22 protein-coding genes are annotated in these 26,594 nt (G+C 41.3%); 2 read left to right on the forward strand and 20 right to left on the reverse strand.

Annotated elements, in window-relative coordinates:
• Window positions 1-189: 189 nt before the first annotated feature.
• The 14 genes from E2R65_RS14295 to E2R65_RS14360 form a co-directional block, all read right to left on the reverse strand.
• Window positions 190-1,533 carry a sugar transferase gene (locus E2R65_RS14295; RefSeq protein ID WP_134337160.1) on the reverse strand — a complete coding sequence of 448 codons (1,344 nt, stop codon included), beginning with the start codon at window positions 1,531-1,533 and terminating at the stop codon, window positions 190-192.
• A 161-nt stretch (window positions 1,534-1,694) separates the two neighbouring features.
• Window positions 1,695-2,801 carry a glycosyltransferase family 4 protein gene (locus tag E2R65_RS14300; RefSeq protein WP_134337161.1) on the reverse strand — a complete coding sequence of 369 codons (1,107 nt, stop codon included), beginning with the start codon at window positions 2,799-2,801 and terminating at the stop codon, window positions 1,695-1,697.
• 2 nt (window positions 2,802-2,803) lie between these two features.
• Window positions 2,804-3,907: a glycosyltransferase family 4 protein gene (locus E2R65_RS14305; RefSeq protein ID WP_204986319.1), complete on the reverse strand. Its 1,104-nt coding sequence runs from the start codon at window positions 3,905-3,907 to the stop codon at window positions 2,804-2,806.
• Between the two features lie 26 nt (window positions 3,908-3,933).
• Window positions 3,934-5,298, reverse strand: a complete 1,365-nt coding sequence (locus E2R65_RS14310) for an O-antigen polymerase (protein WP_134337162.1) — start codon at window positions 5,296-5,298, stop codon at window positions 3,934-3,936.
• A gap of 7 nt (window positions 5,299-5,305) precedes the next feature.
• The gene (locus tag E2R65_RS14315) at window positions 5,306-6,331 is read right to left on the reverse strand and encodes a glycosyltransferase family 2 protein (protein WP_134337163.1); all 1,026 of its coding nucleotides are present in this window, start codon (window positions 6,329-6,331) and stop codon (window positions 5,306-5,308) included.
• Window positions 6,332-6,334: 3 nt separating this feature from the next.
• Window positions 6,335-7,408 carry a glycosyltransferase family 4 protein gene (locus E2R65_RS14320; protein ID WP_134337164.1) on the reverse strand — a complete coding sequence of 358 codons (1,074 nt, stop codon included), beginning with the start codon at window positions 7,406-7,408 and terminating at the stop codon, window positions 6,335-6,337.
• A gap of 17 nt (window positions 7,409-7,425) precedes the next feature.
• Complete coding sequence (locus E2R65_RS14325; RefSeq protein WP_134337165.1) at window positions 7,426-8,880, reverse strand: flippase; 1,455 nt, start codon at window positions 8,878-8,880, stop codon at window positions 7,426-7,428.
• Complete coding sequence (locus E2R65_RS14330; RefSeq protein WP_134337166.1) at window positions 8,873-9,952, reverse strand: lipopolysaccharide biosynthesis protein; 1,080 nt, start codon at window positions 9,950-9,952, stop codon at window positions 8,873-8,875. The genes E2R65_RS14325 and E2R65_RS14330 overlap by 8 nt, the downstream gene beginning before the upstream one ends.
• Window positions 9,953-9,984: 32 nt before the next feature.
• Window positions 9,985-12,459 carry an SLBB domain-containing protein gene (locus E2R65_RS14335; protein ID WP_134337167.1) on the reverse strand — a complete coding sequence of 825 codons (2,475 nt, stop codon included), beginning with the start codon at window positions 12,457-12,459 and terminating at the stop codon, window positions 9,985-9,987.
• A gap of 233 nt (window positions 12,460-12,692) precedes the next feature.
• Window positions 12,693-13,829 (reverse strand): hypothetical protein, encoded by a 1,137-nt coding sequence (locus E2R65_RS14340; protein ID WP_134337168.1) that lies wholly within the window; start codon window positions 13,827-13,829, stop codon window positions 12,693-12,695.
• Window positions 13,826-14,218: a hypothetical protein gene (locus E2R65_RS14345; RefSeq protein WP_134337169.1), complete on the reverse strand. Its 393-nt coding sequence runs from the start codon at window positions 14,216-14,218 to the stop codon at window positions 13,826-13,828. Before E2R65_RS14345 ends, E2R65_RS14340 begins: the two co-directional genes overlap by 4 nt.
• A gap of 150 nt (window positions 14,219-14,368) precedes the next feature.
• Window positions 14,369-14,956 (reverse strand): glycoside hydrolase family 108 protein, encoded by a 588-nt coding sequence (locus E2R65_RS14350; RefSeq protein ID WP_134337170.1) that lies wholly within the window; start codon window positions 14,954-14,956, stop codon window positions 14,369-14,371.
• Between the two features lie 66 nt (window positions 14,957-15,022).
• On the reverse strand, window positions 15,023-17,305 hold the full coding sequence (locus E2R65_RS14355) for an nSTAND1 domain-containing NTPase (protein WP_134337171.1): 2,283 nt from the start codon (window positions 17,303-17,305) through the stop codon (window positions 15,023-15,025).
• A gap of 24 nt (window positions 17,306-17,329) precedes the next feature.
• Entirely contained in the window at window positions 17,330-18,898 is a 1,569-nt protein-coding gene (locus tag E2R65_RS14360; RefSeq protein ID WP_134337172.1) for a hypothetical protein, read from the reverse strand.
• A gap of 226 nt (window positions 18,899-19,124) precedes the next feature.
• On the opposite strand from E2R65_RS14360, the gene E2R65_RS14365 reads away from it, so the two are divergent.
• Window positions 19,125-19,652 carry a DUF4231 domain-containing protein gene (locus tag E2R65_RS14365; protein WP_134337173.1) on the forward strand — a complete coding sequence of 176 codons (528 nt, stop codon included), beginning with the start codon at window positions 19,125-19,127 and terminating at the stop codon, window positions 19,650-19,652.
• A gap of 23 nt (window positions 19,653-19,675) precedes the next feature.
• Here the strand turns inward: E2R65_RS14365 and E2R65_RS14370 are convergent, their stop codons facing one another.
• Window positions 19,676-20,692 carry a zinc-binding alcohol dehydrogenase family protein gene (locus tag E2R65_RS14370; protein ID WP_134337174.1) on the reverse strand — a complete coding sequence of 339 codons (1,017 nt, stop codon included), beginning with the start codon at window positions 20,690-20,692 and terminating at the stop codon, window positions 19,676-19,678.
• Window positions 20,693-20,929: 237 nt separating this feature from the next.
• Here E2R65_RS14370 and E2R65_RS14375 point away from each other — a divergent pair, with 237 nt between their 5' ends.
• Window positions 20,930-23,260 (forward strand): S9 family peptidase, encoded by a 2,331-nt coding sequence (locus E2R65_RS14375; protein WP_134337175.1) that lies wholly within the window; start codon window positions 20,930-20,932, stop codon window positions 23,258-23,260.
• Window positions 23,261-23,327: 67 nt separating this feature from the next.
• On the opposite strand, the gene E2R65_RS14380 is transcribed toward E2R65_RS14375, so the two are convergent.
• The 5 genes from E2R65_RS14380 to E2R65_RS14400 are packed head-to-tail and all read right to left on the reverse strand — an operon-like array spanning window position 23,328 to window position 26,582.
• A complete protein-coding gene (locus tag E2R65_RS14380) occupies window positions 23,328-23,726 on the reverse strand; it encodes a GlcG/HbpS family heme-binding protein (protein WP_134337176.1) in 399 nt (132 codons plus the stop codon).
• 60 nt (window positions 23,727-23,786) lie between these two features.
• Window positions 23,787-24,212, reverse strand: coding sequence for a luciferase domain-containing protein (locus E2R65_RS14385; RefSeq protein ID WP_134337177.1), 426 nt, complete (start codon window positions 24,210-24,212; stop codon window positions 23,787-23,789).
• A 2-nt stretch (window positions 24,213-24,214) separates the two neighbouring features.
• Complete coding sequence (locus E2R65_RS14390) at window positions 24,215-25,135, reverse strand: SRPBCC family protein (protein WP_134337178.1); 921 nt, start codon at window positions 25,133-25,135, stop codon at window positions 24,215-24,217.
• A gap of 11 nt (window positions 25,136-25,146) precedes the next feature.
• A complete protein-coding gene (locus tag E2R65_RS14395; protein ID WP_134337179.1) occupies window positions 25,147-25,644 on the reverse strand; it encodes a hypothetical protein in 498 nt (165 codons plus the stop codon).
• 11 nt (window positions 25,645-25,655) lie between these two features.
• Complete coding sequence (locus tag E2R65_RS14400; protein WP_134337180.1) at window positions 25,656-26,582, reverse strand: TIGR01777 family oxidoreductase; 927 nt, start codon at window positions 26,580-26,582, stop codon at window positions 25,656-25,658.
• Between the last annotated feature and the right edge of the window lie 12 nt (window positions 26,583-26,594).

The raw sequence follows: 26,594 nt of genomic DNA on the forward strand, positions 1-26,594 counted from the left end.
CTAAGGAATACGAATAGATAATTGTTTTAATAAGATAAAAAATTAAACTAAAATTAATTACAAATAATAGAATATATCCCAAGGCACGGCAAAATTAGCCAGCTTTCAAATAAAAAGAGGTTATTCAAAATTGAATAACCTCTTTTTTATACATTGCGTTTGCGTTTTAATAAACGCTTATTTTGCTGACTATTTGCCTTTCAATTGTGCCATCACTTTAATGGTTTTCAGGATAACGCCCATCTCACTGTTAAAATTGATGTTGTTTAAATAAAGCAAGTCATAACGTACGCGATTGCACATTTGGTCAACATTTTCTGCATAGCCATAGTTCACTTGCCCCATTGATGTTAGTCCTGGTTTTAAGCGCAATAACTTTTTATAATTAGGAGACCTTTGCATAAGTTGTTCTATAAAGAACTGGCGCTCTGGCCTTGGCCCTACAACAGACATATCACCTTTTAATACGTTCCAAAACTGTGGTAATTCATCCAAACGCGACTTTCTGATTACCCGCCCCCATTTAGTAATACGCGGATCATGATCACGGGATAACTGAGGACCAAGTTTTTCTGAATTAACATGCATGCTCCTAAACTTATAAATTCTAAAAGGCTTGTTATTCTTCCCTATTCGTTCTTGGGCGTAAAACACAGGGCCTTTTGAGGTTAGCTTGGTAATAAGGGTTAATAATACAAAAACAGGCAAGCCTGGTATCATTACCGCCAATGAGAATAAAACATCAAAACATCTTTTAAACACAACTATCTTAAAGCTTAATTCCATTCCACCCGATAATTGTATTACCGGAAGGTTGCCGTAATTGATAATTGTTGCCTTGCTATTTTCAAGTAACAGGTCGGGTACAAACTTGATCTTGATGGAGTTTTGGTCGCCAAAATCAACAAGGCTTTTCAAAAAGTCCTGATCAAGCGCCGTGTAACATATAAATATTTCGCTAACGTTAGTTTCTAAGATATGATCGAACAAACCCTGCTTTGTAAAATTGGCAAGCGCTTCTTCCGAAAGATTTTTAGTAAAGTTATAACCGTATTCCGGATGTTTCATAAACGACTTTTCCATCCTGCGGGCTACATCATCATTCCCGATCACAAGAATCTGCTTATTATTAAAGCCTTTCTTACGAATATAATCCAGCACGGTAAAAATGAACGAACGCTCTATCACGATTAAAGCAACAAACAACATGTAGGTAAATAACATTTGTAGCCTGCTAACTTCAAAAAATCTAAAAAAGTAAACTATACCCAATACCAATACAAGGTGGTAAACAATGGATGATAGAAAATTATTAAGATTTTGGCTTAGTACTAACGGCCTGTTAATAGTATAATTTTTTGTTAGTGAAGCGATAGAAACCCACGTTAAATTAGATAACAAGATAAAATTTGCCGTTTGTGCTTCTGTAGAATAATACCTGACAACCAAAAAACTGGATATGGATAATGCGATATTGAGCATTGCCAGATCACAGAGAAACGTAAATGGTTTTAGTAATTTTGAATAACGCATCGCAAATGGAGTTTAAAAGGTACAAATATAAACATATTTACAAAACACACTATTAATTAAAATGTTTTATAAAAAAATCGCTTTTCTTTACAAAAAAGATATTTATTTACTAAATACGTATGAATGTTTAAAAATGCTACAAATAACCTCCATTATTTTTTCTATTTCGTACTTAATTTCTCATTTATGAATTCAAGCATCTGATTTTTAAATACTTGGGTGGAAAACGATGATGCGTGCCTGGAAATATCTTCGTTATTAAAAGATGCTTTATTAAGTTCGAATTGTTTTACAGATTCCTTAATAGCATCTGCCGATTGTTCATAAAAAAACATTCCTGTTTTATTTTCTACGACACTTTCCAGCGCCCCGCCTTTCCCAAAGGCTATTACCGGCGTACCGCATGCCTGTGCTTCTACCGGTAAAATGCCAAAATCTTCTTCAGCAGCAAAAACAAATGCCTGTGCCCCGGCCATATACTGTTTCATAACATCAAAAGGCTGATAGCCTAACAAAACGGTATTTGGCGCAGCCAGCTTGCTTACCTTTTTAAAGTCGGGCCCCTCGCCAATTACAAAAAGTTTTTTATCCGGCATTTGTGCAAAAGCCTTTACAATCAGGTCGATCTTTTTGTAAGGGACAAACCTCGAACAGGTAACATAGTAATCTTCCTTTTTAAAAACCGGCAAAAAATCTTCGGTTGCAACATTTGGATAAATAACCACACTATCGCGGCCATAGATCTTTTTAATGCGCCGGGCAATGTAATTTGAATTGGCAATAAAATAATCTACCCGGTTAGTGCTGATGATATCCCATATACGGATACGGTGCAGTAAGTATTTTGCTATAAACCCCTTAATTCCCTTATTAAGCCCCGATTCTTTCAAATACTGATGATGCAGATCCCAGGCGTATCTTATGGGCGAGTGGCAATAACAGATGTGCAACTGGTTAGAGTTTGTTAACGCGCCCTTAGCAACGGCATGTGATGATGAAATGACCATATCATAACCAGACAGATCAAATTGCTCGATAGCTAACGGGAAAAGTGGCAGATATGACCTGTATTTGGTTTTTGCAAAAGGCAGCTTTTGAATAAAAGAGGTGGTAACCTTGTGCCCGTCAAGCTTTAATTTTTTGATCGTTTCTTCGCGTGCTACCAGGGTAAAAATATCAGCTTCGGGATAAAGTGAGGCTATTTCTTTAAAAACATTTTCAGAACCGCCAATAACGGTAAGCCATTCATGTACTAACGCAACTTTCATTATTAGCTATTTATTAATTTTTTAAATAATTGTATGTGCTGCCTTGCGCTATCGGCCCAGGTAAATAACTTGATACGTTCGGTACCCTTCATCACCAGGCCCTTACTTAAAGACGGATCTGATAAAACCTTATTTATCTGCAAGGCTATATCATCATAATCTTGCGGATCAAAATAAACCGCGGCGTCGCCACATACCTCGGGCAGGCTATTTAGGTTAGATACCAGCACCGGGCATTTGTTTACCATTGCCTCAAGCGGGGGCAGGCCAAATCCTTCGTAAAGGGATGGGAGTATAAAAAGCGATGCACCGGCGTAAATAGTATCCATATCATCGTCATTAACAAAGCCGGTAAATACAATATGATCTTTAATATTATTTTTATTGATCAGTTCAAATAAGCTTTCATCGCCGGTAATAAAGCCTTCAATTTTACCTACTACCACAATTTTATATTGCTGCTGTATTTCTGTTGATAACTTTAAATAAGCGGCTACAAGCCCTTTTAAATTTTTATGCGGCTTAACATTACCTACATATAGCATATACTTTGCAGGCAGCTTATATTTAGCTGCTACAGTTTCAAACACCCCGGTTAATGGCTTTTGTTTAACGCCGTTATATATAACAGTTATTTTACCGGGTTTGGCATGGGCAAGTGTAGTGATCTCGCCCTTTGAAAAATTAGATACGGTGATGATAGCATCGCTGGCTTTCACCGCACGGCTTATCATCAGCTTTGCATATATTTTTTGTTTTATACTTAGCTGCTTAAAAAATGCCAGGTGAAAAACATCATGAATAGTTACTACCCTTTTTTTGGCCTTAACTGCAAATACAGGGGTATTGTAATGAGGAGACCAAAAAAGATCCGTATGCGGAACAATACTTTTATATTGCTTTTGCTCTTCTATAGAGTAAATAGGCGCATTAAACGGAATGATAGCAGCCTCACCACTGTACGCTTTCAATACTTCCGGGTCGCCAAGTAAAGTAACACTAAATTCTGCTAACACATAAGGCAGTAACATGCGCAGGTAGGTACCAATACCCGAGTGGTGTAACATCCTTGCATCAATACATAGCGTTTTTTTATCTGGCATCATTTACAATTAATTTGATTTTTATTATGTTAAGCCTTTATTGATACATCTTTTTTTATAAAAATATATAACAGGGCTTTTATAAAAAACAATAATAAAAATATCAGCAGCATAAAGTACAAATTAAAAAAGCCGGGAGTTATCGGGAGGTTTGAAATAAAAATACAGGACATCGGTGCCGAAAACGCTATTATAAAATCCTTATTATTTGCTGCTTTTTTTATTTTATAATCAATATACCTATAGCTGTAGCCAAGTATGGTACCAATAAACATTACACCAGCTATCCCAAAATTTAAAAAAGACTCACCAAACATGCCGGGGCGTAATCCCGGGTGTTCGAGCGGGTCAAAACCCGCTAACACTGCAGTAACTTTGCCTATCCCCCATTGCGTCCTGAAACTGGAAATGGCACTCGGCACAAATGAGATAAAGGCTGACAGATAGGTTTTGCCGTTAAGATAAATACCATCCCATGCAGATAGCACCCACGAAAAATCACGAAGATCAGAAAATGAATTACCGTAAAAAGTCATCATAGACATTTTTGCGAGCGTATTCATAACTGATGTATCGCCATCTCTTACAGACCCTAAATAAATTACAAAAAACAACATGAAGAGCCCAAGAAAAATCAGTTTTGTTAAATTCACTTTACCCTGCTTTTTTAAAAACAGGTAGTAGGTATAAAGCTGAATAATAGGATATACAATTGCCCCCCGCGAGCCGATAAACATTGAGAGCAACAGGTAAACACCAAAAATAACTTTATCGCTTAACTGGTTATAAACAAATATTCGTGCTATAAATATCTGTGCTATCACAGCACTTAAAACCAGCATAAAATTATAAATAGGCCTTACACTGGTATCCGATTGAAAATACCCCCTTGGATTAAGGATCTGGCCTGATTTTAACGCAAGTAAAAGAACAAAGAACAATGCTAAACAAAATAGAAGAAAAGTAATTATGCAGCAAATTTTACTTTTAACAATTGAAATATATAAGCGGGTAATTGAAAGTTCAAATGGAAATATAAAACAATAGTTGATCACATTACTCAGCAAATACCTGTCAAACAAAAACTTACCTATAAAAACGCTTACATATCCAGCAAAACTTATCAGGTATGCCTGGCTGATATAGCCTTGTATGGCATCAATATTATCGCCAACCGCTATTACGTTTAAAAGCGAACCGGCAAACGGATACATTAATAAAAACGGCACAAAATATACCAGGAACATGGTAAAATTCCAGTAATCTATCTTCCAGCCGGTTTTTTTGTAAGATAAATACCATGACGAGAAAAAATGTACGATAAGGATTAAATTGAGTATAAACAATACCCAATTAAACCTTACCACACCAGCAATAGCGTCAAAATCTTTCATCTTAAGGTTAATACCTTATAAGTTTATCTGTATTCATTAAAGCAAAACAGGCCTTTTTTACAACCGCTGTTTTACCCTGCAATATCCGTTTCACAAGCCCAAAAATAACGCCTAAATAAACGGTGAACAGCATAAGCGGATACCATTTTTTTGTAAACTTAACCCGGTTTACCAGTGTGTAATATCCGGGCATATCTTTATTGGCTTTATTATTTATGATAGTAACATTGGTACCGCCCTCTTTATGGTACACCCTCGCTGCCGGCTGTAAAGCAAGTTTGAAGCCTTTTTTAACAGCCTGCATAGACCAATCCAGGTCTTCAAAATATAAAAAATAATCCTCGGCCATTAACCCGGCTTGCTTCATAAACTGGTAGGGCATAAACATAGATGCACCCACCAGATAATTACCCTCGGCCAGCTGGTAATTATCATACTGCCCGTTATCATCTTCGCCTTCGCCAATGTGGTAACTGCTGCCTGTCCACTTATTATATTTGCCCGCTACAGCCTGTATTTTATTTTTTTGATGATAAAACAACAGCTTGCTGGTTATAAAATATGCCTTATCGTGCTTAGTTTTATAAAATGCCACTAAGTTTTCTATAGCATATGTATCAATAACAGTATCGTTGTTTAAAAGCCAGGCAAAAGATGTATCGGTTGCATTTTTCAATACGTATTTTAAGGCAACGTTATTAGCAGCAGCAAAGCCGTTGTTTACTGCGCTTACCAAAACAACAGGCACATCGTATATCTCGGTTGCCCGCTCAAGCTCTGTTTCTTTTAAATAAACGAATGGTATTGGTGCATCAATTAACGGGTAAACCAAATCTTTGTATAGCGTATCAACCTGTTTATAGTTGTTGTTAAGCCACTCTTTTATATTACCGGCCGAAATCTCATCAGGTGAGTTATCTACAACCAATACCTGAAAATCCTTATAACTACTCTTAAAGATACTTTCAAGGCACTCAATGGTATCCTGAAACTTTATATAATTAACAAGTATAATATAAACCTTACTGCCCATTCGTTACTTTTTATTCAATTCAGTTTCAAAAGCCAGTTCCAATTCCTTTGCCGAATTGTACCAGGTATGTGTACTGATAAATGTATTTCCCCGGGTAGCTGTTTCTTGGCGTAGTTTGATATCAAAAATCAGCTTTTCAATTTTTGATGCCATATCATCGGCGTTTTCCGTTTTGGCGTATATGGCTGTATCGTTATCAAAGGCATAATCCTTATGCCCGTCAATATCACTGCATACAACTGCACAACCACAATACATTGCTTCCATAGGGGGTAATGCACAACCCTCCTGCACACTTGGCCCTAAAAAAATGGCCGATGAATTGTAAATATCTTCCAGCTTGCTGTTTTTGTAATGATAGATCATCCAATCCGGCAAATCAGCCGGCTTATCATAAATACTAAAAAGGTTAACCACCAGCTCCGGATGATTCTTTTTAACTATTTGCAATGCTTTGATCCCAAAAACCGAACCCTTTCTGGGTTCTGTAGAATACATCATACAAACTGATAAGGGGTTGCGGTTGGCTATCGGGTTATAAACATGGTACTTTGTTTTATCAATAGCCAAGGAAATTTTATAGGGATGATAGCCGGCCATCTCAGATAAATATTTATAAAGGTAATTAGCTATTACAACGTTTTTAGACCCCTTAACAAGATACGATTCTTTAACCTTGGCACTGTTACCTGCCCAGTCTTCGATATCCTGCACAAGGTTAAACCTGGCCCCTTTTAAAACACTCAATTTTTCAAGTTCAAACACAAGCGCCCACCAGGTAGACAGGATTACGTCGCCATCGTTAATAGTTGTATCATCTATTTTTTTAACATATTTAACGGCAATATTTCTATTCAGGCTAAACCACTCGGGTATATTCTTTTCAAAAAGCTTCCGATATAAATATTTTAAGTAATTTTTAAATTTATTACCGGTATGTACATAATTTACAAACCCAGGGTAATAAACAGTAACCTCATGCCCAAATTCTGCCAGTTGATTAGCATATTCAAAAAGCACACGTAAACCGCCGCCGGGTTTTTTAGGAATAAATGGAAAAACTACATTTATTTTCATAAGTACTATCAATTGTGTTATTGATTATTAAGGGGGGCAACTTTAATTAATTTACTTTTCACCATGTTAATTACAGATAATATAATCTGGTTTTTTACCACGTATAACTGAAAGGCAAAGTAAACACCTGCACATAGCATAATAACACAAACTTCGGTGATAATAGTTTGTGCAAATAAGTGGTGTATTGCATAGGCAATTACAAAAAATAATGCAGAACCCAACCCACTATAAATTAAAGGCTTTATATCCAGCGTTACTATTTTAAGCCTCCTGACAAATATAAAGCTTGATACCATTACTGTAAGTTCTGTTAAAGTATTAGAAATGGCTGCGCCGTTTTGCGAAAAATATGGTATGGTAGCAAAGTTTAACACCAAACTTACTATCATCCCAAAAACAACAACGGTAAGCACCTTTTTATCCATACCCAAAGGCGAAAGTATCTGCCAAACAAATATGTTGGTCATCCCGATGATAATGATAATAGGGGATAGCAACTGTAGCGGTAAAATAGATGGTGTAAAGGCCTTGCCAAATATAATACCTATTAAAAAGGGCCCGGTAATAATCATACCGATACATATTGGCACACCAAAAGTACATACAAAATTAAACGACTTGTTAATAAGTGATTGGATCTTACCAAAATCTTTATCCTTATAAGCACTGCTAATTTGCGGAATAAGTACCGCACCAAGCGCCGTTACTATGGTGATTGAAATTTTGGCTATTTTAACGGCTGTACTGTAAAAACCCACGGGCGTTTCGCCCTTTATAAAACCGAGTATCGTATTATCCATTAACAGATAAACCGTCATTACAATATTTGAGCATAATATAATAACCAGGGGCTTAACATGCTTTTTAAGATCCAACCCCTTAAAGGATAACTTTACGTATTTGCGGCTATAGAAAAAATTAAACAAGGCATTAAATAAATAACTGGCTGCCGTAAATCCGTAGTATAAAGCCTCATCACCCTTTTTATGTACAAAAATAAAAAGCAGTACGATAAAAGTACCTCTTACCAAAAGTGTCCTTTTAGTAATATAAGTAAACTGCTCTATCCCCTGAAAAAACCACTCCATGGTAAAAACATTACATACCAAAATAAACAGGCCAATTATTACCAGGTTAAAATGGATGTAGATCTCTTTAACAAATAATGCTACTATAATGTATCCTACAACAAACAGCGCCGTGCAAATTAAATGGATCACTACAAGTTCAGAGAACAGGCTGGCAAATTTTTCCGGATCATTCCGGGCTTTCGATATTTCTCTTATGCCATAAATCGGTATGCCTAAAGCCGCAATTAGTAAAAAGATCTGTGTTATACTGTCAATAAAAACAACCGAACCAATACCTGCCGGCCCAAGCGTTCTGGAAGCGTAAGGAAAAATGATGAGAGAGAATAAAATCTGGCTTACAGATAGTAAAAAATTAAAGAAAATGTTTTTTTTAAGCATCCTTAAATTCTTTACTTTTTTTTGATGTGCCCCAAACTATTAATATAAAAACAGATGCAAGCACCATTAAAAAAAAGCCACCAACTATGTATAGTATTTTATTTGAAGTACTTTTTGACAAGGGATAAATAGGTTCGTCTATTACCTGTATCAGGGGCATTTCCTGCCGTAATGAAATTTTGGCTAACTCTAAGTTTTTAACCAGTTCGGCATAAATGCTTGAACTCGCCTGTACATCCACCTGTTTTCTTTGGGATGGCACATTCAAAATTGACCTTAAAGGGTTTGCGTTAGGTGTAGCATCGTTTGATGAAGCTACCCTGCCTAAAGATTGGTTAAGGATACCTTTCACGCTATCTACCTGGTTCTTTAATATATCGAGGTTTTTTTGCGCCTTTTTGGTTTTCGTTTTTATGTAAAAGTCGTTTACCGTTGCAACAAGTTTATCATTAAACTCTTTAGAAAACAGTTCATCAACAAATGCAATATCTACCTTAACAACATTCAGCTTTTTATCCGGCTTGCTGATGTTTAAAATTTTATTGGCAATAGTAGAAGATATATCTATAATTAAACTATCCTGTTTTCTGTTAAATTTATCTGCCGAGGGGTTAAAATTTATAGTTTCGATATGATCTTTTTCTTTCCATCTTTTTTTAAGGTTTAAAACGCTAACATACCTGTCTATTAACAATTGTTTTTTACCGTCGGGCATTACAATGCTACTCAACAAGGCCTGCTTTATCATGTTTCTTGATTTGTAAAGCTCCATGATGTTATCACCTTCAAATACGCCCCCTGTACCGCCGGCAATGTCTATACCTGCAAATGCAGCTAAACTGGCATATTGGCCCAAACCACCACCCCTGTTATCATCTAAAACAAAAGTGCACGTAGCCGTATATACCGGCTTTTTCATAATTGCATAACCAACACCCACAACACTGCCTACAGCACCGCAAAGTAAAATTATTTTTATTTTGCTTTTAAGGAATCGTAAACCGTCCTGATATTTCAGAATAATATCTTTTACTGAAATCTCTTCCGGCTCGCTACTATTAATTTTATCCATTTAAATAAATAATACTATAAAACTTATTGAGGCTATCTATTTAAACTTAATATGCCCAAAATAATTGCACCTAATGATGCTAAACCTGTAGTGAACCCTAAAATGGTTTGTACGGATGTTCCTTTGCTTTCAGGCTTTCTTGGCACATAAATTTCACTGCCTGGTTTTACAGCAGGATGGCTATTAAAAAACAAAAACTTTCGGGTACCTTTTACTGTACCATTTGGATAAACTACATACGCCCCGCTTTTTAAAGCCCTTGGCGCGTAACCACCCGCATTTGATACAAAATCGTTAAAAGATTTAGATTTATCGAAAACCACCGCACTTGGGTACAATACCTGCCCGTTAACCCGAACAACCTGCTGTTGTTTCGGAATTCTTAAAACATCACCGTCCTCCAGCAGCAGATCGCCATTTGTGCCCGGGTTTTTAAGGATCTTATCCAGCTCGATACCTACAAAATTATTGCGCAGCTGAAAGTCTTCGGTATTGGTAGAGTCCCGGTAAGTTCTTTTTAAACGGTTTGCCTGATTGGCCCGCTCAGATGCGACTGTAGTAGAATCAGTTTTATTTTTATCGATACCAAGTATGGCAATGTTTTCGCGCTTTAAGGATCCGCCCTGGGCATCGGCAGATGCCGTAAGCCCACCGGCCCTTGCAACCAGGTCTGATACTTTCTCGTTCTTATTTTTAATAGTGTATGATCCCGGATACAAAACCTCACCCTCCACCTTTACCACTTTTTGTTTTTCGTAACCCGGCAGGCTGTAAATAGAAACAATATCAAACGGCGATAATACAAAATTGGCATCTGCAGGTTTAAGTTGCCCGTCAATATTTACGCTGAACACTTGTGCTACCGAACTGTTTTTTGAGTTTGGATTAGCATCTGCAATCCTGCGTGCAACCTCAATCCGGTTAGTGCTGGCACCTTCTGCAAACCCGCCCGCTTTCAGTATCAGGTCTTCTACTTTCATATTCTCGGCAAAAGCGAAAACGCCGGGCCTGCGCACATTGCCATTTATGGTAACCGTATATTTATCGCGCAGATCAAATATAGAGGAGATATTGACCACATCTTCGCGTTGCAGCGGGATGTTTACGGTTTTGTTAATTACATCCTTCACATTAAAACTTATCGTTTCTGTTGTATTATCCGGCTTCAAACGGGTTATAACACCCCGCTCGGTAAAAGCATCTTCTTTTAACCCTGATGCCTTTTCTATCAACTGCAGTAATGTTAAACCGGTTTGCAGCTCATAAATACCCGGCCTAAAAACCGCCCCATTAATAACAACCCGGTTCTCAAACCTGTTGATAATAGATTCTACCGTATATTTATCTCCTCTTAATGGGATATAATTTTTATAATCAGCTTCTATAACATCGGTAAGCTTACGTTGCTGATCGCTTATCTGCGATACCTTGATACGGGCCGTATAAGCACTATCTGTAAAGCCTCCTGCAAAATTGATGACGTTTTGTAATGATTCGCCCGGTAAAACCTCAAACAAAGCAGGTGTTTTTACTTCGCCACTAAGTTCAACCCTTGTACGGTACGTTGGCACCCTAACTATGTCCTGGTCCTGAAGCGCAATATTATTCTTTTGATCTGCTTTTAACAAGAAATCATACACATCCAGATGCCGCACGATGCGGTTGTTTCTGATAACCTCTATCTGCCGTAAGCTACCGTTATCATTTGGGCCGCCTGCCACATACAAAGCATTAAAAACAGTAGCAAGCGAAGGCAAGGTATAAGTACCCGGCTTTAGCACCTGCCCAATAATAATTACCTGTATGCTGCGGATGTTGCCTAATGATACCTGCACGGTTGTGCCCCGGTCAACCGCATAGTTATTGGCTGCAAGTTTACTTTTTATCAGGGCGGTAGCCTGTTCAATAGTTTTGCCGCCAACATTTAATACACCGGTACCCGGTATGTTAATAGTACCCTCCGGGCTTACTTCAAGTTTCCAGTTAACCAGCGATTTGCCATACACATTTACATTAAGCTGATCGCTTGGGCCTACAATATAATTTACAGGTGTAGCTAACCTTAAATTTGGCTGAAATGAACTGTTTTTGTTCTTAAAGATATCTGCACCAAAAATTTGGGGCTTTAAACTTTCAAACAGGTCCTTACGGCTATTGTCATTATCTTCGGTATCGGGCTTATAGTTAAGTTGCCTTTGCGAAGAACCGGAGGTGTCTGCACCTGAGGCAACGCGCCCTGCACTGTTTGCCCTAAAACTTTGAATGCGGCTTTGCAGTTTTTGAACCTGATCTGCCTGCATACCTTTGGCCTGCGCCTGTTGCAGTACTTCTGCATCGCTTAAGCCCGCTTTTTCTGCCTGTTGCAGCAACTGGCTTATTTGTTGATTTGAAAGGTTATCTACATTAACAGAGGAGATATTTTGCAAACTACCCTGTGCCACGGCCTTAGTAAATAATGCACCGCAAAAAACATTGATAACAATTAAAATTATTAGAAATCTATTCATATAAAATATCAGAATAAGAACAATATTTAAAAAAATATTGTTTGCAAAAGTAAATCAATTTCTCTCTAATTGATACTTTAACTTTTTTAATTAACACTAAACGCTAAGGTTTAGTGTTAATTATATTTTATATTATTAGAATTTTTTTTCAAGCAGTGGCGTAAGGCGCTTGTTTTAAAGTAAAAAAATATTAAAAGTGCTGTATGTTAAGATCTCCGCAAGTGTAATTACTATTACTGGCCGGCAGGCAACTCAACCTTCTCGCTCCCGAAACCCCAGTTAAGGCCAAAGGCCGAGATAATTTTATTTGGCCCGGCAAAATCTTTACCAAAGATACCGCTGACGTAAATATTCTCTGCTACCTTAAAATTAACCACCCCCACAGTGCGGTTAGCTGTATTAGCAACACCTTTGCTGTAACGGTAAAGCGACTCGACACCGATAGTTAGCTGATTGAAACTAAAACCTGCAGATCCGCCTACATCCAGGTTGTTTGCCCGCCCTATTACACCTGCATCATCTTTTTGAAAGTTATCTACCAAATAACGCACCGAACCCCCGATATTAAAATAATTTACGTTGCCTTTATCTAAAGGCTGGTAATAGGATAACGTAGTCCAGGCGCCATTCCTGCCGGTGCTAATGGTTTGGTTATTGATACCGTAGGCAGAATATGCGCCGGCTATATCCCAGGTAAAAGTGGGTTTTTGCAACAGCAGCTTATTGATAGCCGCAAAACTGGCCGCCGTCATCGAATTATTGTAATCCTTAATGATCTGTGCCTGTTTATCCGGGTTACCAGATGCGCGCACATAAGCGGCCTGTACATCGGCATTGGCTGTAAAGTCAAGCTCGCCTTTGGCTGCCGTTACCCAATCGGCAATAGTTTTGGTGATATTTGCCGCCCATTGTTTACCATGTACCTTTATCAGGGTGGTGCGCAGGCCTATGGCAAATACTTTTTGGTTACCGCTGGATGTATCCGGTATCAGGTCCTTATTAATAAAGGCGATAGATATGCGGCTAAACTTAAGGCCGGCAAAGGGGTCTTCCTTTCCGGTTTGCTTATTTATGCCCAGTACGCCGTAAACATTCCTTCCGTCGGGCTTTATCCACCAGTATGGTGCAAACTCTGCCGAATAATTATTCGGGAACGCAAGGCCTGATTGCTGAACGGTAGATTGGGCGATACCAAGCACTAATGATTTGGGCGTGGCAGGATCCTGGATCAGGGTAGGTGTAATATCGGTAATGACAAATGCCGGCGAAGCCGGAACGGCCAGGTCGCTTAGTTTGGTATTAGCCGGGCTTTGGGCAAAAGCAGCCATGCCGCTGATGCCGATTACAATCGTGATGATGATCTTTTTCATTGCATATCGATGCTAAAGGATAAAAATACATTCGGGTCCAGGTAGGTTTTGTCGGGGTTTGTGTAGGTTTTGATGCCGCCATCCCCACCGTCTATCGTGCATTCGGCAGTACAGTTGTTTGCCTCTGTTTGCCGGGCGTCGGCATCTGCACCAATCAAAGAAATTTTAGTAAACGTGGCCAGTCGCATGCCTTTCAGCGTACTGAAGTTACCTACCGGTGCCGTAGCAATATCGCCTGTTGCATCTACAGAGTGTGCTACTGCTTTGCCCGCGCCTGTGCCGGCTACGTCCAGGTAAAACACACGGCTTGCGGCAAGGCCAATAGTGTTTACATTAAGCTCAAGGGTGATCTGCGCAGTGCTTGCGCCGATTGTGTAATTTTGTGCCATTGTAATAAGTTTAGGTTTAAGCTAATTTAATGCTTTTTATTGGTAGATACTATAAAAAAATAATATCCCTAATCAGCCTGCCTCATCTGTATATTATCCACTTTTATAAATAACGGGGAGTGCATCTGGGGCAGGGTTAATTGCTAAAGGTTATGCCTGGGTGGCGCCGCTTTCGGGTACAAAAGGCTTAATACGGCTAAACCAGGAATTCCTGAATTGAGCTTGCGACGGATTATTTTGAATGATACTATTATAAAAAGCTGCCCTTAACACATTTATCTGGTTGTAAAGCTGCTGATGCCCAATGCTGTTTGCAGCGGCAAGTGTGGCAGGCCCAACTTGCCCGTCAACAGCGATGGGGTTATTGCCACGGAATTGGTTAATTGCCTGCTGCAACATTTTTGCCCCGCGTGCAGTACCCGAATTTACACTGATATCAAACAACTGGTTAGCAATTTGCGCACACACGATCTGATCAAGCCTCAACGGGTTCCAAAAATTTTGTTTGTAAAAAACAAGCACCAAACTTTCAAGCTGCGTGTTAGCGGCCAGTGCAGCGTTCAACGATGCCGGGTTTGTCTGTTTTATCTGGTCAACAATTTTCCATCCGGGCCAGCTGCCCCAAAAATTCCGTGCAATTCCGCGCCAGGTTTCTCCGCCACGGTCGTTAGGGTTATTGGCATAGCCGCCTTCATTTTTCATGGTTATTGCATAAGTTGCTTCAAATTGTGCTGTCATGGTTTAGGTATTTAGTTTAATAAATGTTTATTATTTAAATTTTTATGCTTTTATGGTATAGCTGTTTTAATATACCTGCTTGCCTCTCCAGATTATTCTGCAGTTAGGGGATGCCGCCAGTAGCTTTTTAATGCCTGTGCTTGTGCTTTTCACCCCTGTACCGGCTAAATCCAGCCAGTTTAGCGATTTTATATTACTAAGCTGCAAAGGCAACTCTTTTAACCCGGTGTTCCAATACAACTGTAACTCCTGTAATTTTTGAAGCTGATCGATATCTTTTGGTAAGGCTGCAAGATTATTGCGCGACAGGTTCAGTTCTGTCAGGTTACTTAATTTTAAAACAGACGGGGGGATCTTTGTCAGATAATTTTGCGACAAGTCCAGCTGCCTTAAGTTAGTTAATTTTTCTATCCCGGCAGGCAGTTCATCAATATTACAATCTGATAAGATCAGCACTTTTAAATGCGTGTAATTATAGATCTGGCTTGGGAATTTCTTATGGTCGGTACCACTTAAAACAAGAGCCGTGGTATTGTTGTTTAACGAATCTACCCGGGTGCTTAACAAGTATTCGTTACCTGCAATATCTATCAGGTATAATTTACCGTCGCGCTTTCCTTTCGCAAAGCCCGTATCGTCAAATGTTTCGGCATCGGTATATTTATAATCGATAATAACATTCAGGTTCTTATCAATAAACCCATACCATAGCTTGCCGTCGATCTCCTTTTTTGCCAGGCCTATTTTATCCCTGTAAAATAATACAGACGCGATCAGTTTCTTAGTGGTTGCCTGTAAGGCCTGCAAATTTCTGTACGATGTAATGGTGTGATAGGTAAACCCAATCGTTAACAGCAGGAAACCGCCCGTAACGGCTATAATTATTTTTTGCCACCTGGCGTTCTTTTCTAACAAACGCTGCGTTTTTTTCAACTGCCGGTTATCTTTCATCAGCCGCAACTCTTCAGATTTGCGCCGCCGTATGGCAGCATTTTTACTTTTATCAAACAGTTGTTGTTCTTCTGCGGTAAGCTTCAGCTTATCTAAAAACGGCTCCACAAAGGCCAGGTCGCTTTCAGACAGGATATCTTCATTGCTATTATTACGGTTTGTTCTGAATTTAAGGATGCTTTTTGCTTCCAGCAAAGCAATCTCCTGCTTGCTCCGTTTTTCGGCTATGCGGTTGGCTAAAGAGTCGTGCGCCAGTTCGTACCTGTCGGCATGTTCATCATAGCGAATGATACGGCTGTTAACAAATTCTTCCACCACGGTATCTATCAGTATGTTATCCACACCCGGCAATCTGCCGTACAGCATATCTTTGCTGATGGGGTCTTTGGTGCCTTCCAGGGTGGCAAACGGCGATAACATGTTCCAAATTATTGCAGGCTTCAGGTCACCATTGCCTGCAACCATTTTTGTGCTGATACTGGTAACCTGCTCTTCCAAAAAATCCTGAAGCACATCGCCTATTTTGCCTTGTTTACTCAGCTGCGCTAAATCAAACACGGCCTCAGTTTCTTTGGCCGCATCCTTGGTAACAGCCAGGTAAAACCGGTCTAAAAAAACCTGCAGGTAAGGCAGCTGGATGGTTTTGGCCCGCTCGGTGATCTTCAGTTTCTCAAATATCAGCTTTTCTACCTGCTGTTCTTCGCCGGGCGCTATGGTTACCAATGAATTATCTTTACAGGTAGCACGGCTTATCACCTGTTTTATCTTGGTATCGTTCATGGGCTCTACCCGTAACTTTTTATGGGTAAGCTGGGGTACTTCCCTTTCAAATTCATCCAGATAGCCCAAAAATTCCTCCCGGATAGAAAAGATCATTTTTACCGGCTGCTCAACCTGCAGGATCTGTTGCACACAGCTGATAAATTCCGACTGCTCATCGGCCGAACCAAAAATGTACAGTTCTTCAAACTGATCAAAAATAAGGTAAACCGGTTTAAACGAATTGAGATAGATGTTTTTAAGGGCGCCGGTCATCACCGTAGCCGGGCCAGAATTTTCTATAACGGTGTTTTTCTCTTTAAACTTACTTAGCCAGCCCGGTTCTGCAGTGCCGGCACTACCCTGGCCGCCGGCCTCTGTAAGTACCTTTTGCAGGCTATGATTGATGTTGGCACCGCGCCTTATGGTTAAGGCCATCCAATCGTGCGAAGCGAACCTGCTGGCAAGCCCGCACTGGATCAAACTTGTTTTACCCGTGCCCGATGCCCCGTAAACCAGTAATATGGGCGATTGAAAAACCATTTCATAAAGCTGTGCAATCTCCTCATCCCGGCCAGAAAAAAACCTCGCATCGTTTTTATTATATGAATCTAAAAATTTAAACGGGTATCGTTTCATATTAGTAATAAGGCTTAGGTTAAATTATAATGGCTGCTGTTCGGTACCGGTAATGGCCCGCTGGGCATCCTCAAATAAGGTGAGCACATCTAACGAGCGGCTGGCATTAAACTTTGCCCCACCCACATCCGCTGCGCCACCCGCCGGCGACTGTGTGATAGCAATTACATTTTCCCTGTCTTCCCAAAAACTATATTTTAAGCTTCCGTCTGCACTGGTGGATGAATAGAAATAGATCTTTGCTCCTTTTTCAGCCGCAAGCGCATTCGCATCGATAATAAAGGGAAACAGGTTTAATTTTGGCTGATACGCGATCTTGGTGTTTTTCAGCAAAACAGCATACGTGTTTAAGGGTGCATCCTGTTGCTTGCTCAGGTCTATCGTGGTATTTTCATCGCAGCCCAGCGCCGTATAATTGTGTACATAATATTGTTTGATATTGCGCAAACCAAAATACTCCACATTTTTGATAGATTCCATGGTGTAGTTGGTTAAAAAGCTCAGATGCTCCAGCATCACAGTAAGGCTGTTTTCGGCTTCCTTACAATCCTCTTCGCTGTAAGCAGACCGCGACATGGCATTCAGGCTATCGCAGGCCGTTATAAAGGCGCTGCCGGGCTGCATATTTACCATAAAGTTTTTTAGTTCTATCATGGGGTAATCCAGCTGTTTTTCATCAAACATGGCCAGCAGGGTTAGCAGCAGTTTTTTATATCCCGCCAGCGGCATCTCTACCGGGGTGTTAAAAAACCTTCGTACCAGGTCTACCTGTGCGGCCTCGTATAAATAGCCCTTGCTTTTTTCATCCCATAACTTAGATAGCATGGCAAAGCACAAAAGCTGTATTGCCCTAAGCGCTGTTAAGTGGCAAATAATAATATAGTTTTTTTGATTCTCGTTGGCAGTATGGCTATTTTCAACAGCATTATCCTGGGCGCCGATAGCCATCAGCTTACGCAATTGTACACCTAAAACACCGTAAGCGCTGGCAATTATCGCCTTAGCTTCCTTACGGTAGGCTACATCATGCTGCCAAAGTATTTCATTCATTTCGGCTATCTCAAACAACTCTTTAGCCCGGTCGTTCTTATCCCTTATCGCCTCAAAAAGCCTGAAACTCAGCACTTCGTTATAAGCCCTTTTCGATGCCGTATCTACAATTTCTGATTTGGGCCCTTCTTCTTCGGCATGCTTTTCTGGCGCAGGTGCAAATAAACTTGGGTATTTATGGTCTAACTCTACCTTAAACTGGTACTTTAAATGATCGATATTGTTGTAGGCTGTGCGATAGTGCATCAGATCCTTCAACTTTTTTTTAAAGGCGAATAACGACCGGATATCTTCTTCCCGTATAGATTCGGGATACAAGGCTTCATTCTTAAAATAAGTCCAGATCTGGGGCGACTGTTTATTTTTAAAGGCGGCCATTGCGGCATCAAATTCCTGATTGGTAAAAGTACCAACCTTTGAAAACACCAGGAATACCGCCATATCGCAGGCGCATAAAGCTTTATTGTACTCGGCCTGCAGGCCGGTGTTTGATATCGCGTTAGGAAAATTCTCGTAACCTACTACCTCCAAAAAAATATCCATTGCTTTAAGCCGCACATTTTCTTCTGAAACAAACAGTTTAAATTGTTCCCTGTCAGCTTTGAGTTCTGAAGACGAAGCAAGAAAGATTCGTATCGTTTGGCCGGCCATAAGTTTTAGGTTAGGTATTCCTACCGGACATTTGCCGGGATTTTGATTTTGTATAAACTTATATAATTATTACTTAAAAATATATATTTATTTCCTATTTTTATTGCAAACCTAAATCATGGACAAAAAACTTTTTGATCAGTATGTGCAGGAGCGCTACCTGGTACAGATGGATTACTACAGTAACTGGGCTGCAAAAAACCAGCACAAATACAATAAATTTCAATGGATCCTGATCATACTGTCTGCCTTAACGCCCGTTTTTGCCGCACTGGGCAGTTTTAAAACGGATATTCTGGGTATTGATATTAAAAGCACCCTGAATTTGATGGTCATTATCGTATCTGTTATTGTAGCCATTCTTACAACCGGGCTAAAAACTTTTAATTACCAGGAACTTTGGGCCGGCTACCGGTCTACCCAGGAGTTGCTTAAGCCCGAGATCTATTACTATAATTTTAATGTAGGGCCTTACGGGGCTGCAGGTGTTGACAAGGAATCGCTTTTTGTAACCCGGATAGAAGGTATCTTAAACGGCGAACATGTGAACTGGCCGCCTGCCAAAAAACAAACAGATAAAAACGATAAGTTTAAAACCAGCGATGGCGAACAAATGAATCAGCCGGCAGGGATAGCGGCCACATAGGCCATAAAACAAGGCATATCAGATCAATCAACCGTAACCATAGCCTTTATTACGCCCGTTTCGGGTTTCGTCCAGCTTGCAAAATCATCCTTTACCCCACTAAATTTTACCCGGTGTGTAATATAGTTTAGCGGGTCTATCCATCCTTGTTCAAGCGCGTTGATTACATGGTCAAAATCTGCCCGTACCGCGTTCCTGCTGCTCATCAGCGTAGCTTCGCGTTTATGAAACTCGGGATGATTAAATTCAATATTGCCCTTCTGCAGCCCTATAAGCACATACCTTGCCCCGTGCGACATGTATTTAAAGCCATTATTTATTGCTGCGAGGCTCCCGGTAGCGTCTATCACTACCGTAGGCATATCTCCGTTCGTGATCCGCTGTAGCTGCTCAACCACATCTGCCGATGCGGCATTGATGGTTTCATCAACCTTTAAATACGCTTTACAAAACTGCAGCTTGGCATCACTCAGGTCCATAGCAATTACTTTGGCGCCTGCAATACGTGCAAACTCCATGGCGCCTAAACCAATGGGGCCTGCACCAATCACCAGTACCCATTCATCTTTTTGCACCCCTGCCCTGTTCACACCATGTGCGCCAATGGCCAAAGGCTCAACCAGCGCCAGCTGGTCAAAACTTAATTTTTTACCATGTACAAGGGAATAGGATGGCACAGACAGATATTGCGCCATGCCGCCATCAATATGCACGCCGCATACCTTTATATTAACACAGTGGTTTGGCTTACCGCTGCGGCAAGGCAGGCAGCTGCCGCAATTAAAATACGGTATCAGGGTTACCGCTTCGCCTACGCTAAAGCCGGGCGCATCACCGGTATCAACCAGTTCCCCGGCCAGTTCATGCCCAAGCACACGCGGGTAATTAAAAAAGGGCTGGTTGCCGCCAAAGGCGTGCAGGTCAGTCCCGCAAATTCCAATCCGCCTAATCCTGATGATGGCGTGATCTTTTTTTGCAACAGGAATTTCCTGTTCCGAGTAAACTAATGATCCGGGTTCTGCACAGGTGAGTACTTTCATAATATTTGCAGGTGTAAAGATATTATCAATTCTTAGATATTGGTTTTTCAAATTAACCTTATTCAGCGCAAGATATTTTCTGATTTATTGCCCATTTATTAAGAGATTTTGGCAGCGGCGCACTTAAATATTAACGCGCCTGTGTAACAATCATTATACCTTTACCGGCATTATTAAATTGTTAAATTGCTTTACCTTGGTATCGTAAATTTTAATACCGAAAACTATTTTATAGCTATGAACAAATATTTACTAACGGTAACCGCATTTGTATTGGCGCTGAATGCAAATGCCCAGCAAAGCGCCACCGTAACCGCTAAGGATTACGCACATGCCGAAAGCTTTTTGGGTTATAATACCGAATCTTTGATAGATCGTGCAAATGTTCGCCCAAACTGGATCAGCGGGAGCAATAAATTCTGGTACCGCGTAAACACGGCCCAGGGTGCCGAATTTATATGGGTAGACCCGACAAAAAAAACGCGTACAGCAGCTTTCGATCCGCAGAAGCTGGCCGACGCCTTATCTGCCGCCGCCGGTAAAAAGTATGAGGCTGATAAACTGCCATTCCAAACTATTAGCTATGCTGCCGACGGCACACAGGTTTTATTTACTGCCGATGGTAAAAAATGGGCCTATAACCCGCAAACCAACCAGGTAAGTGCAGATACATCTAATTCGGTGGCTACAAAAGCTCCTGCCCTAACCGGCCGCGCGGCACGTGGCGGCGGTAACGAAGTATTATCCCCGGATGGTACCAAAGCCGTGTTTATAAAAGATTATAACCTTTGGGTGCGCGATGTTGCCGGCGGCAAACAAACCCAGCTAACCACCGATGGTGTAAAAGATTTTGGCTATGCAACCGATAACGCCGGCTGGACCATGAGCGACAGGCCGATCGTATCGTGGTCGCCCGATTCTAAAAAGGTGGCAACCTTTCAGCAGGATCAGCGCAACGCCAGCGATATGTACCTGGTTACCACAAATGTAGGCAAGCCAACCCTTAAAGCCTGGAAATACCCTTTGCCCGGCGATAAAGAGATCATCACCATTCAGCGTGTGATCATTGATGTGGATAACCCCAAGGTAGTGCGCTTTAATATTGCGCCGGACCCGCACCGTGCTACCCTGAGCGATGATATATCCAGCAGCGGCAGCTTTGATGATGCCGACTGGAAAGCCGACGGCAGCGAGTTTGCCTTCGTATCTACCTCACGCGATCATAAGAACGAAAAATTCCGCATTGCCAACGCCACTACGGGCGCTGTTAGGGAGGTGTTTGAAGAAACCGTAAAAACGCAATACGAATCTGGCTGGGGCGCTATCAACTGGCGTTATCTGCCTGCGTCAAAAGAGATCATTTGGTTCTCTGAACGCGATAACTGGGGCCATTTATACCTGTATGATGCTACAACCGGGAAAGTAAAAAACCAGATCACCAAAGGCGACTGGGTAGTAACCAAACTGCTTAAGGTTGATGAAAAAACCCGCACCCTGTATTTTGTGGCAGGCGGCCGCGAACCGGGCAATCCCTATTTTTCGCATCTGTATAAAATTGGCTTTAATGGCAAAGGGTTAACCCTGCTTACGCCCGAGGATGGTAACCACAGCGTAACCTTCTCGCCGGATTATACTTATTTTGTGGATAGCTACTCCAAGCCTGATGTGGCACCTGTTACCGTTTTGCGCGATGTAAAAGGCAAACTGATCTCGACATTAGAAAAAACAGACCTGTCGCGCCTGGTGGCCACCGGCTGGAAAGCGCCTATCCCGGTAAAGGTAAAAGCGCATGACGGCACTACCGATATTTACGGGCTGATGTTTACCCCAACCCAAATGGCTGCCGGTAAAAAGTACCCGGTTATCAATTACATTTACCCCGGCCCGCAGGGCGGTGGTGTGGGCAGCTGGTCGTTCGTGGCATCGCGCGGCGACCACCAGGCGCTGGCCGAACTTGGCTTTATTGTGGTGGTGATAGAAGGTACCAGCAACCCGCTGCGCTCAAAAAGCTTCCATGATATGAGCTACGGCAACATGGGTGATAACACGTTGCCTGATCAGATAACCGGTATTAAACAATTAGCTGCGCAATACCCTATCGATACCACTAAGGTGGGCATCTGGGGGCACTCGGGCGGTGGTTTTGCAACAGCAACAGCCATGTTTAAATATCCTGACTTTTTTAAAGTAGGGATCTCCGAATCTGGCAACCACGAGAACCGCAACTACGAGGATGATTGGGGGGAACGCTATAACGGCCTGGTAGAAAACTCGGACTATGACGCACAAGCCAACCAAAACTTCGCTAAAAACCTGAAAGGAAAAATCATGCTTGCTACCGGTATGCTGGATAACAACGTACCGCCATATAACACCCTGTTAGTAGCCGAGGCACTTGAGAAAGCTAACAAAAGCTTCGACCTGGTGGTGTTCCCTAACAGTGCACATGGTTACGGCCAGTACTCGTACTACATGATGCGACGCCGCTGGGATTACTTTGTAAAGAACCTGTTAGGTGCCGAGCCACCTTACGATTATCAGTTAGGCCCAAAAGCAAACAGACGCTAAAAAAAATTCAAAAAAAAATAGCCTGCAGTGTAAATTGCAGGCTATTTTTTTGGCTTATAAATTATTACTATAAAGCTTCCGCACCGGCAGATGCCACCTCATGGTCCTGCTCTACCGAACCGCCGGATACACCAATAGCACCAACGATCTTACCGTCGCCATCTTTTAACACCACACCACCCGGGAAAGAAATTAACCCGCCATTAGAGTGTTCGATATTGTAAAGCGGGCCGCCCGGTTGCGATAGTTTACCTATTTCGCCCGAGTTCATATCAAAAAAACGCGCTGTCCTTGCTTTCTTAATAGCAATATCTATCGACCCTAACCAGGCATTATCCATGCGATGGAAAGCCACCAGGTTAGCGCCTTCATCAACAATGGCTATATTCATAGGCACACCAATTGCATTTGCTTTTTCTTTCGCAACTTTTGATAATTGCTCTGCTTGTTCTAATGAAATACTCATAACTATATTTTAAAGTTTGTGAACTGATAGAACAGCCTTTTTTAACTAATGTTTACTTATTTAACCTTTATTAACATGCCATTGATAAGCTAAGTTAAACAGGTTTAACGCAACCTGTTTGTCACACTCATCTTTAATATAAAAGCTTATCCAGCCACTATCCTTAAAACTGTGATGATCTTTTATCTTACTATCATTACCCATCACGTATGCCTTTAATTTCCTGTTGAGCAGCATATCCAGCAAGCCATTACCATGTATATGGCCTAATTCCTTTTTACCGTAATTAAGCTGCAAGCCGCCATACTTATGTATGGTTGAGGTGGTGTTTGGCCAGCTTAAAACTTTTTTTTCCAACGCATCCATATGATCAAGCAGGGCTGGGTTTGTCATCAGCGTCCACAAAACTAAAAATGCATCAAATACCAATGCCAGGCCGGGCACAAACTTTAAAAAACCAAAATACCTGATGATGAATTTAAACATGTTTACTTAGCCTCGGCCAGTTCTTTAATATGCTCCATTACACGCAGGTGCACGTTACGGGTAACACTCTCTGCCCAGATATCATAATACCAAACCGGGAACACATACAATCTATACCAGCTGTTGCCCGTTAGCGTTGTGGTGCCGTTGCCATTATCCTTCAATAAAAATTGCCCGCGCAGGATATCGATGTGTCCCATGATCTCCGGGTCGCGGGGCTGGTTGGTAATATCAAAAGTAAGGTCTTTGTTCTCATCATACGTAACAATCTTTTCATCAAACACATAACCATTACTAAAAATGCACTTACGTTTAGCGCCCAGGTAGTAGCCCTCGGCGGTTGATTGCACCGGGCTTGACATTCCAATTCTAAACAACCAGTAATCACTTTTCTTTTCGATCCGCTTATAGGCCACTACATATTTCCATACTTCGGCAGGTGGTGCATTTACGGTGATGGTATCTGCAACCATGTTTTCGTAATGATGTACAGACAGCGAATCATAAATAAAGATACCAAACAGCATCACAAACACACTTGTGTTGAGGGTTTGATTATTACGGTTAAACATTGCTTTACCAACCACCTGCCCTATCAATATAAATGCAAATAACAAAGGCGATACTATTATGAGGCATATGATACCCTCTTTCAAAAAAACAGCACTTAACACACAAGCTATAAATGTATTAGCTAAAGCCCACAAAGTTAATTGCCGTTTGGTTGTAACTATGTTTCGCCAATACCAAATGCTAACGATACCCATCAACATGGGGATGATAACAAACTCAGAAAATACAAGTACGCCGGGAACATCATAAAAGCGCTGGAAAAGATACTTAGTGCCCCCAATGATGATTAAAGCAACGGCATTTGAAACAATAAAGCCATTATTTTTTACGGAAAATACTTTTTGTAACATGGTAAGGTTTATTAAATATGATTATAATTTGTGATACTTTCTAACTGTTTAGTGTACCGGTAGGCTATATATAGTGGAACAATCCCCACCACCCCGAAAGAACAATCTATCAGTTGCCAAAACAGCGGGATATGCCTGATAGGCCCGGCAATAAAAGCCAGCGGCAAGATCAATACGCAAGCTATCATCCCAAACTGCAATACCCAGATATTACGTACCGGATCGCGCAGCGGGCCAACAAACAGCAAGGCCAGTATCACATGCGCAAATGCCAGCCAATCGGTGCCGTAACTAAGGTAAGGATATTGCGCATTGGTGGTTTTAACCGCCGTGTAGATGGTAGTTAACCATTGCTGTATTTTGGGCGAAAAGGCATCCAGGTTATTTACGGCTATGGCCAGTTCGCTCTCTATCGGGAAGGCGGTTGCGCCGCTTAAAAACAGGCCTGCTATCAGGAAGATAAGCCAGCATTTAATTTTCTTTTTTAATTGCGTTTCGGTGGGTTGCATAATAAGGTGTTTTAAAAGCGGATACTTAAAATATCTTTAACGGCATGGGCCACCCTCGCAAACTGAAACCGGAAACCTGCATCCAGCAAACGTTTAGGTACTACCCAGCGGCTTTTCAGGATCAGTTCGGTTTCGGTGCCAATCAGCGCTGCGCCTATTTCTAAAAGCCAGGCGGGCGCCGGTAAACCGATAGGGATGCCATAGGCGTGCCGCAGCTCTTTCATCAGGTCGGTATTCTTAACAGGTTCGGGCGCGGTGCAATTGATCACGCCGTTTATTTCGGGGTGCTGCATTAGCCATTCGGTGGTTTTTACCACATCCTGCTCATGCACCCATGAAACGTACTGTTGCCCATCGCCCTGCTTACCGCCCATACCTGCCTTAACCAGGTTAATTAAACGGGGCAGCGCGCCATCATTACGGCCAAGTACAATACCTATGCGCAGCGCAACTTTACGGGTATTGGGCAGTTCTAAGTCAAAAAAGGTTTTCTCCCAGATCTTGCATACCTCTATAGAAAAACCGTAGCCTATTTCGCCGGTTTCCTCATCCTGCGGGCGGTCTTCGGCGTGGCGATATATGGTGGCAGATGCCGCATTGATCCACAACTTAGGCGGATGGATCAGTCCGTCTACCACTTTGCCAAGTAAGTTGGTTGGCTCTACCCTGGAGGTGATGATTTCTTCTTTATTCTTTTCTGTATAACGGCAATTCACGTTTTTACCACACAGATTGATCAGCATATCCGCTCCTTCCAGTTGTTGGGCCCAGTCGCCCATGGTGCGGCCGTCCCATACCAGTGTTTTAATGTTGCCCTGGTCGGCCTGCGGCCTTCTGCTTAAAACAAGGATCTGTTCGGTATCATATTTGTAATGCCCGGCAAGGGCCTTGCCTAACTGCCCGTTGCCGCCGGCTAATATGATCTTTTTGTATTTCATGATGATGATAAT

The sequence above is a fragment of the Mucilaginibacter phyllosphaerae genome, assembly GCF_004378255.1.
GTDB lineage: Bacteria > Bacteroidota > Bacteroidia > Sphingobacteriales > Sphingobacteriaceae > Mucilaginibacter > Mucilaginibacter phyllosphaerae.

Excerpts from the sequence above, each read along its gene's own strand:
- E2R65_RS14365 (WP_134337173.1), top strand. The coding sequence starts at position 19,125 with ATGGACAAAAAACTTTTTGATCAGTATGTGCAGGAGCGCTACCTGGTA.
- E2R65_RS14390 (WP_134337178.1), bottom strand. The coding sequence starts at position 25,135 with ATGTTACAAAAAGTATTTTCCGTAAAAAATAATGGCTTTATTGTTTCA.
- E2R65_RS14300 (WP_134337161.1), bottom strand. The coding sequence starts at position 2,801 with ATGAAAGTTGCGTTAGTACATGAATGGCTTACCGTTATTGGCGGTTCT.
- E2R65_RS14325 (WP_134337165.1), bottom strand. The coding sequence starts at position 8,880 with ATGCTTAAAAAAAACATTTTCTTTAATTTTTTACTATCTGTAAGCCAG.
- E2R65_RS14375 (WP_134337175.1), top strand. The coding sequence starts at position 20,930 with ATGAACAAATATTTACTAACGGTAACCGCATTTGTATTGGCGCTGAAT.
- E2R65_RS14320 (WP_134337164.1), bottom strand. The coding sequence starts at position 7,408 with ATGAAAATAAATGTAGTTTTTCCATTTATTCCTAAAAAACCCGGCGGC.
- E2R65_RS14355 (WP_134337171.1), bottom strand. The coding sequence starts at position 17,305 with ATGAAACGATACCCGTTTAAATTTTTAGATTCATATAATAAAAACGAT.
- E2R65_RS14340 (WP_134337168.1), bottom strand. The coding sequence starts at position 13,829 with ATGAAAAAGATCATCATCACGATTGTAATCGGCATCAGCGGCATGGCT.
- E2R65_RS14350 (WP_134337170.1), bottom strand. The coding sequence starts at position 14,956 with ATGACAGCACAATTTGAAGCAACTTATGCAATAACCATGAAAAATGAA.
- E2R65_RS14315 (WP_134337163.1), bottom strand. The coding sequence starts at position 6,331 with ATGGGCAGTAAGGTTTATATTATACTTGTTAATTATATAAAGTTTCAG.
- E2R65_RS14335 (WP_134337167.1), bottom strand. The coding sequence starts at position 12,459 with ATGAATAGATTTCTAATAATTTTAATTGTTATCAATGTTTTTTGCGGT.
- E2R65_RS14295 (WP_134337160.1), bottom strand. The coding sequence starts at position 1,533 with ATGCGTTATTCAAAATTACTAAAACCATTTACGTTTCTCTGTGATCTG.
- E2R65_RS14385 (WP_134337177.1), bottom strand. The coding sequence starts at position 24,212 with ATGTTTAAATTCATCATCAGGTATTTTGGTTTTTTAAAGTTTGTGCCC.
- E2R65_RS14310 (WP_134337162.1), bottom strand. The coding sequence starts at position 5,298 with ATGAAAGATTTTGACGCTATTGCTGGTGTGGTAAGGTTTAATTGGGTA.
- E2R65_RS14395 (WP_134337179.1), bottom strand. The coding sequence starts at position 25,644 with ATGCAACCCACCGAAACGCAATTAAAAAAGAAAATTAAATGCTGGCTT.
- E2R65_RS14345 (WP_134337169.1), bottom strand. The coding sequence starts at position 14,218 with ATGGCACAAAATTACACAATCGGCGCAAGCACTGCGCAGATCACCCTT.
- E2R65_RS14400 (WP_134337180.1), bottom strand. The coding sequence starts at position 26,582 with ATGAAATACAAAAAGATCATATTAGCCGGCGGCAACGGGCAGTTAGGC.
- E2R65_RS14370 (WP_134337174.1), bottom strand. The coding sequence starts at position 20,692 with ATGAAAGTACTCACCTGTGCAGAACCCGGATCATTAGTTTACTCGGAA.
- E2R65_RS14380 (WP_134337176.1), bottom strand. The coding sequence starts at position 23,726 with ATGAGTATTTCATTAGAACAAGCAGAGCAATTATCAAAAGTTGCGAAA.
- E2R65_RS14305 (WP_204986319.1), bottom strand. The coding sequence starts at position 3,907 with ATGATGCCAGATAAAAAAACGCTATGTATTGATGCAAGGATGTTACAC.
- E2R65_RS14360 (WP_134337172.1), bottom strand. The coding sequence starts at position 18,898 with ATGGATATTTTTTTGGAGGTAGTAGGTTACGAGAATTTTCCTAACGCG.
- E2R65_RS14330 (WP_134337166.1), bottom strand. The coding sequence starts at position 9,952 with ATGGATAAAATTAATAGTAGCGAGCCGGAAGAGATTTCAGTAAAAGAT.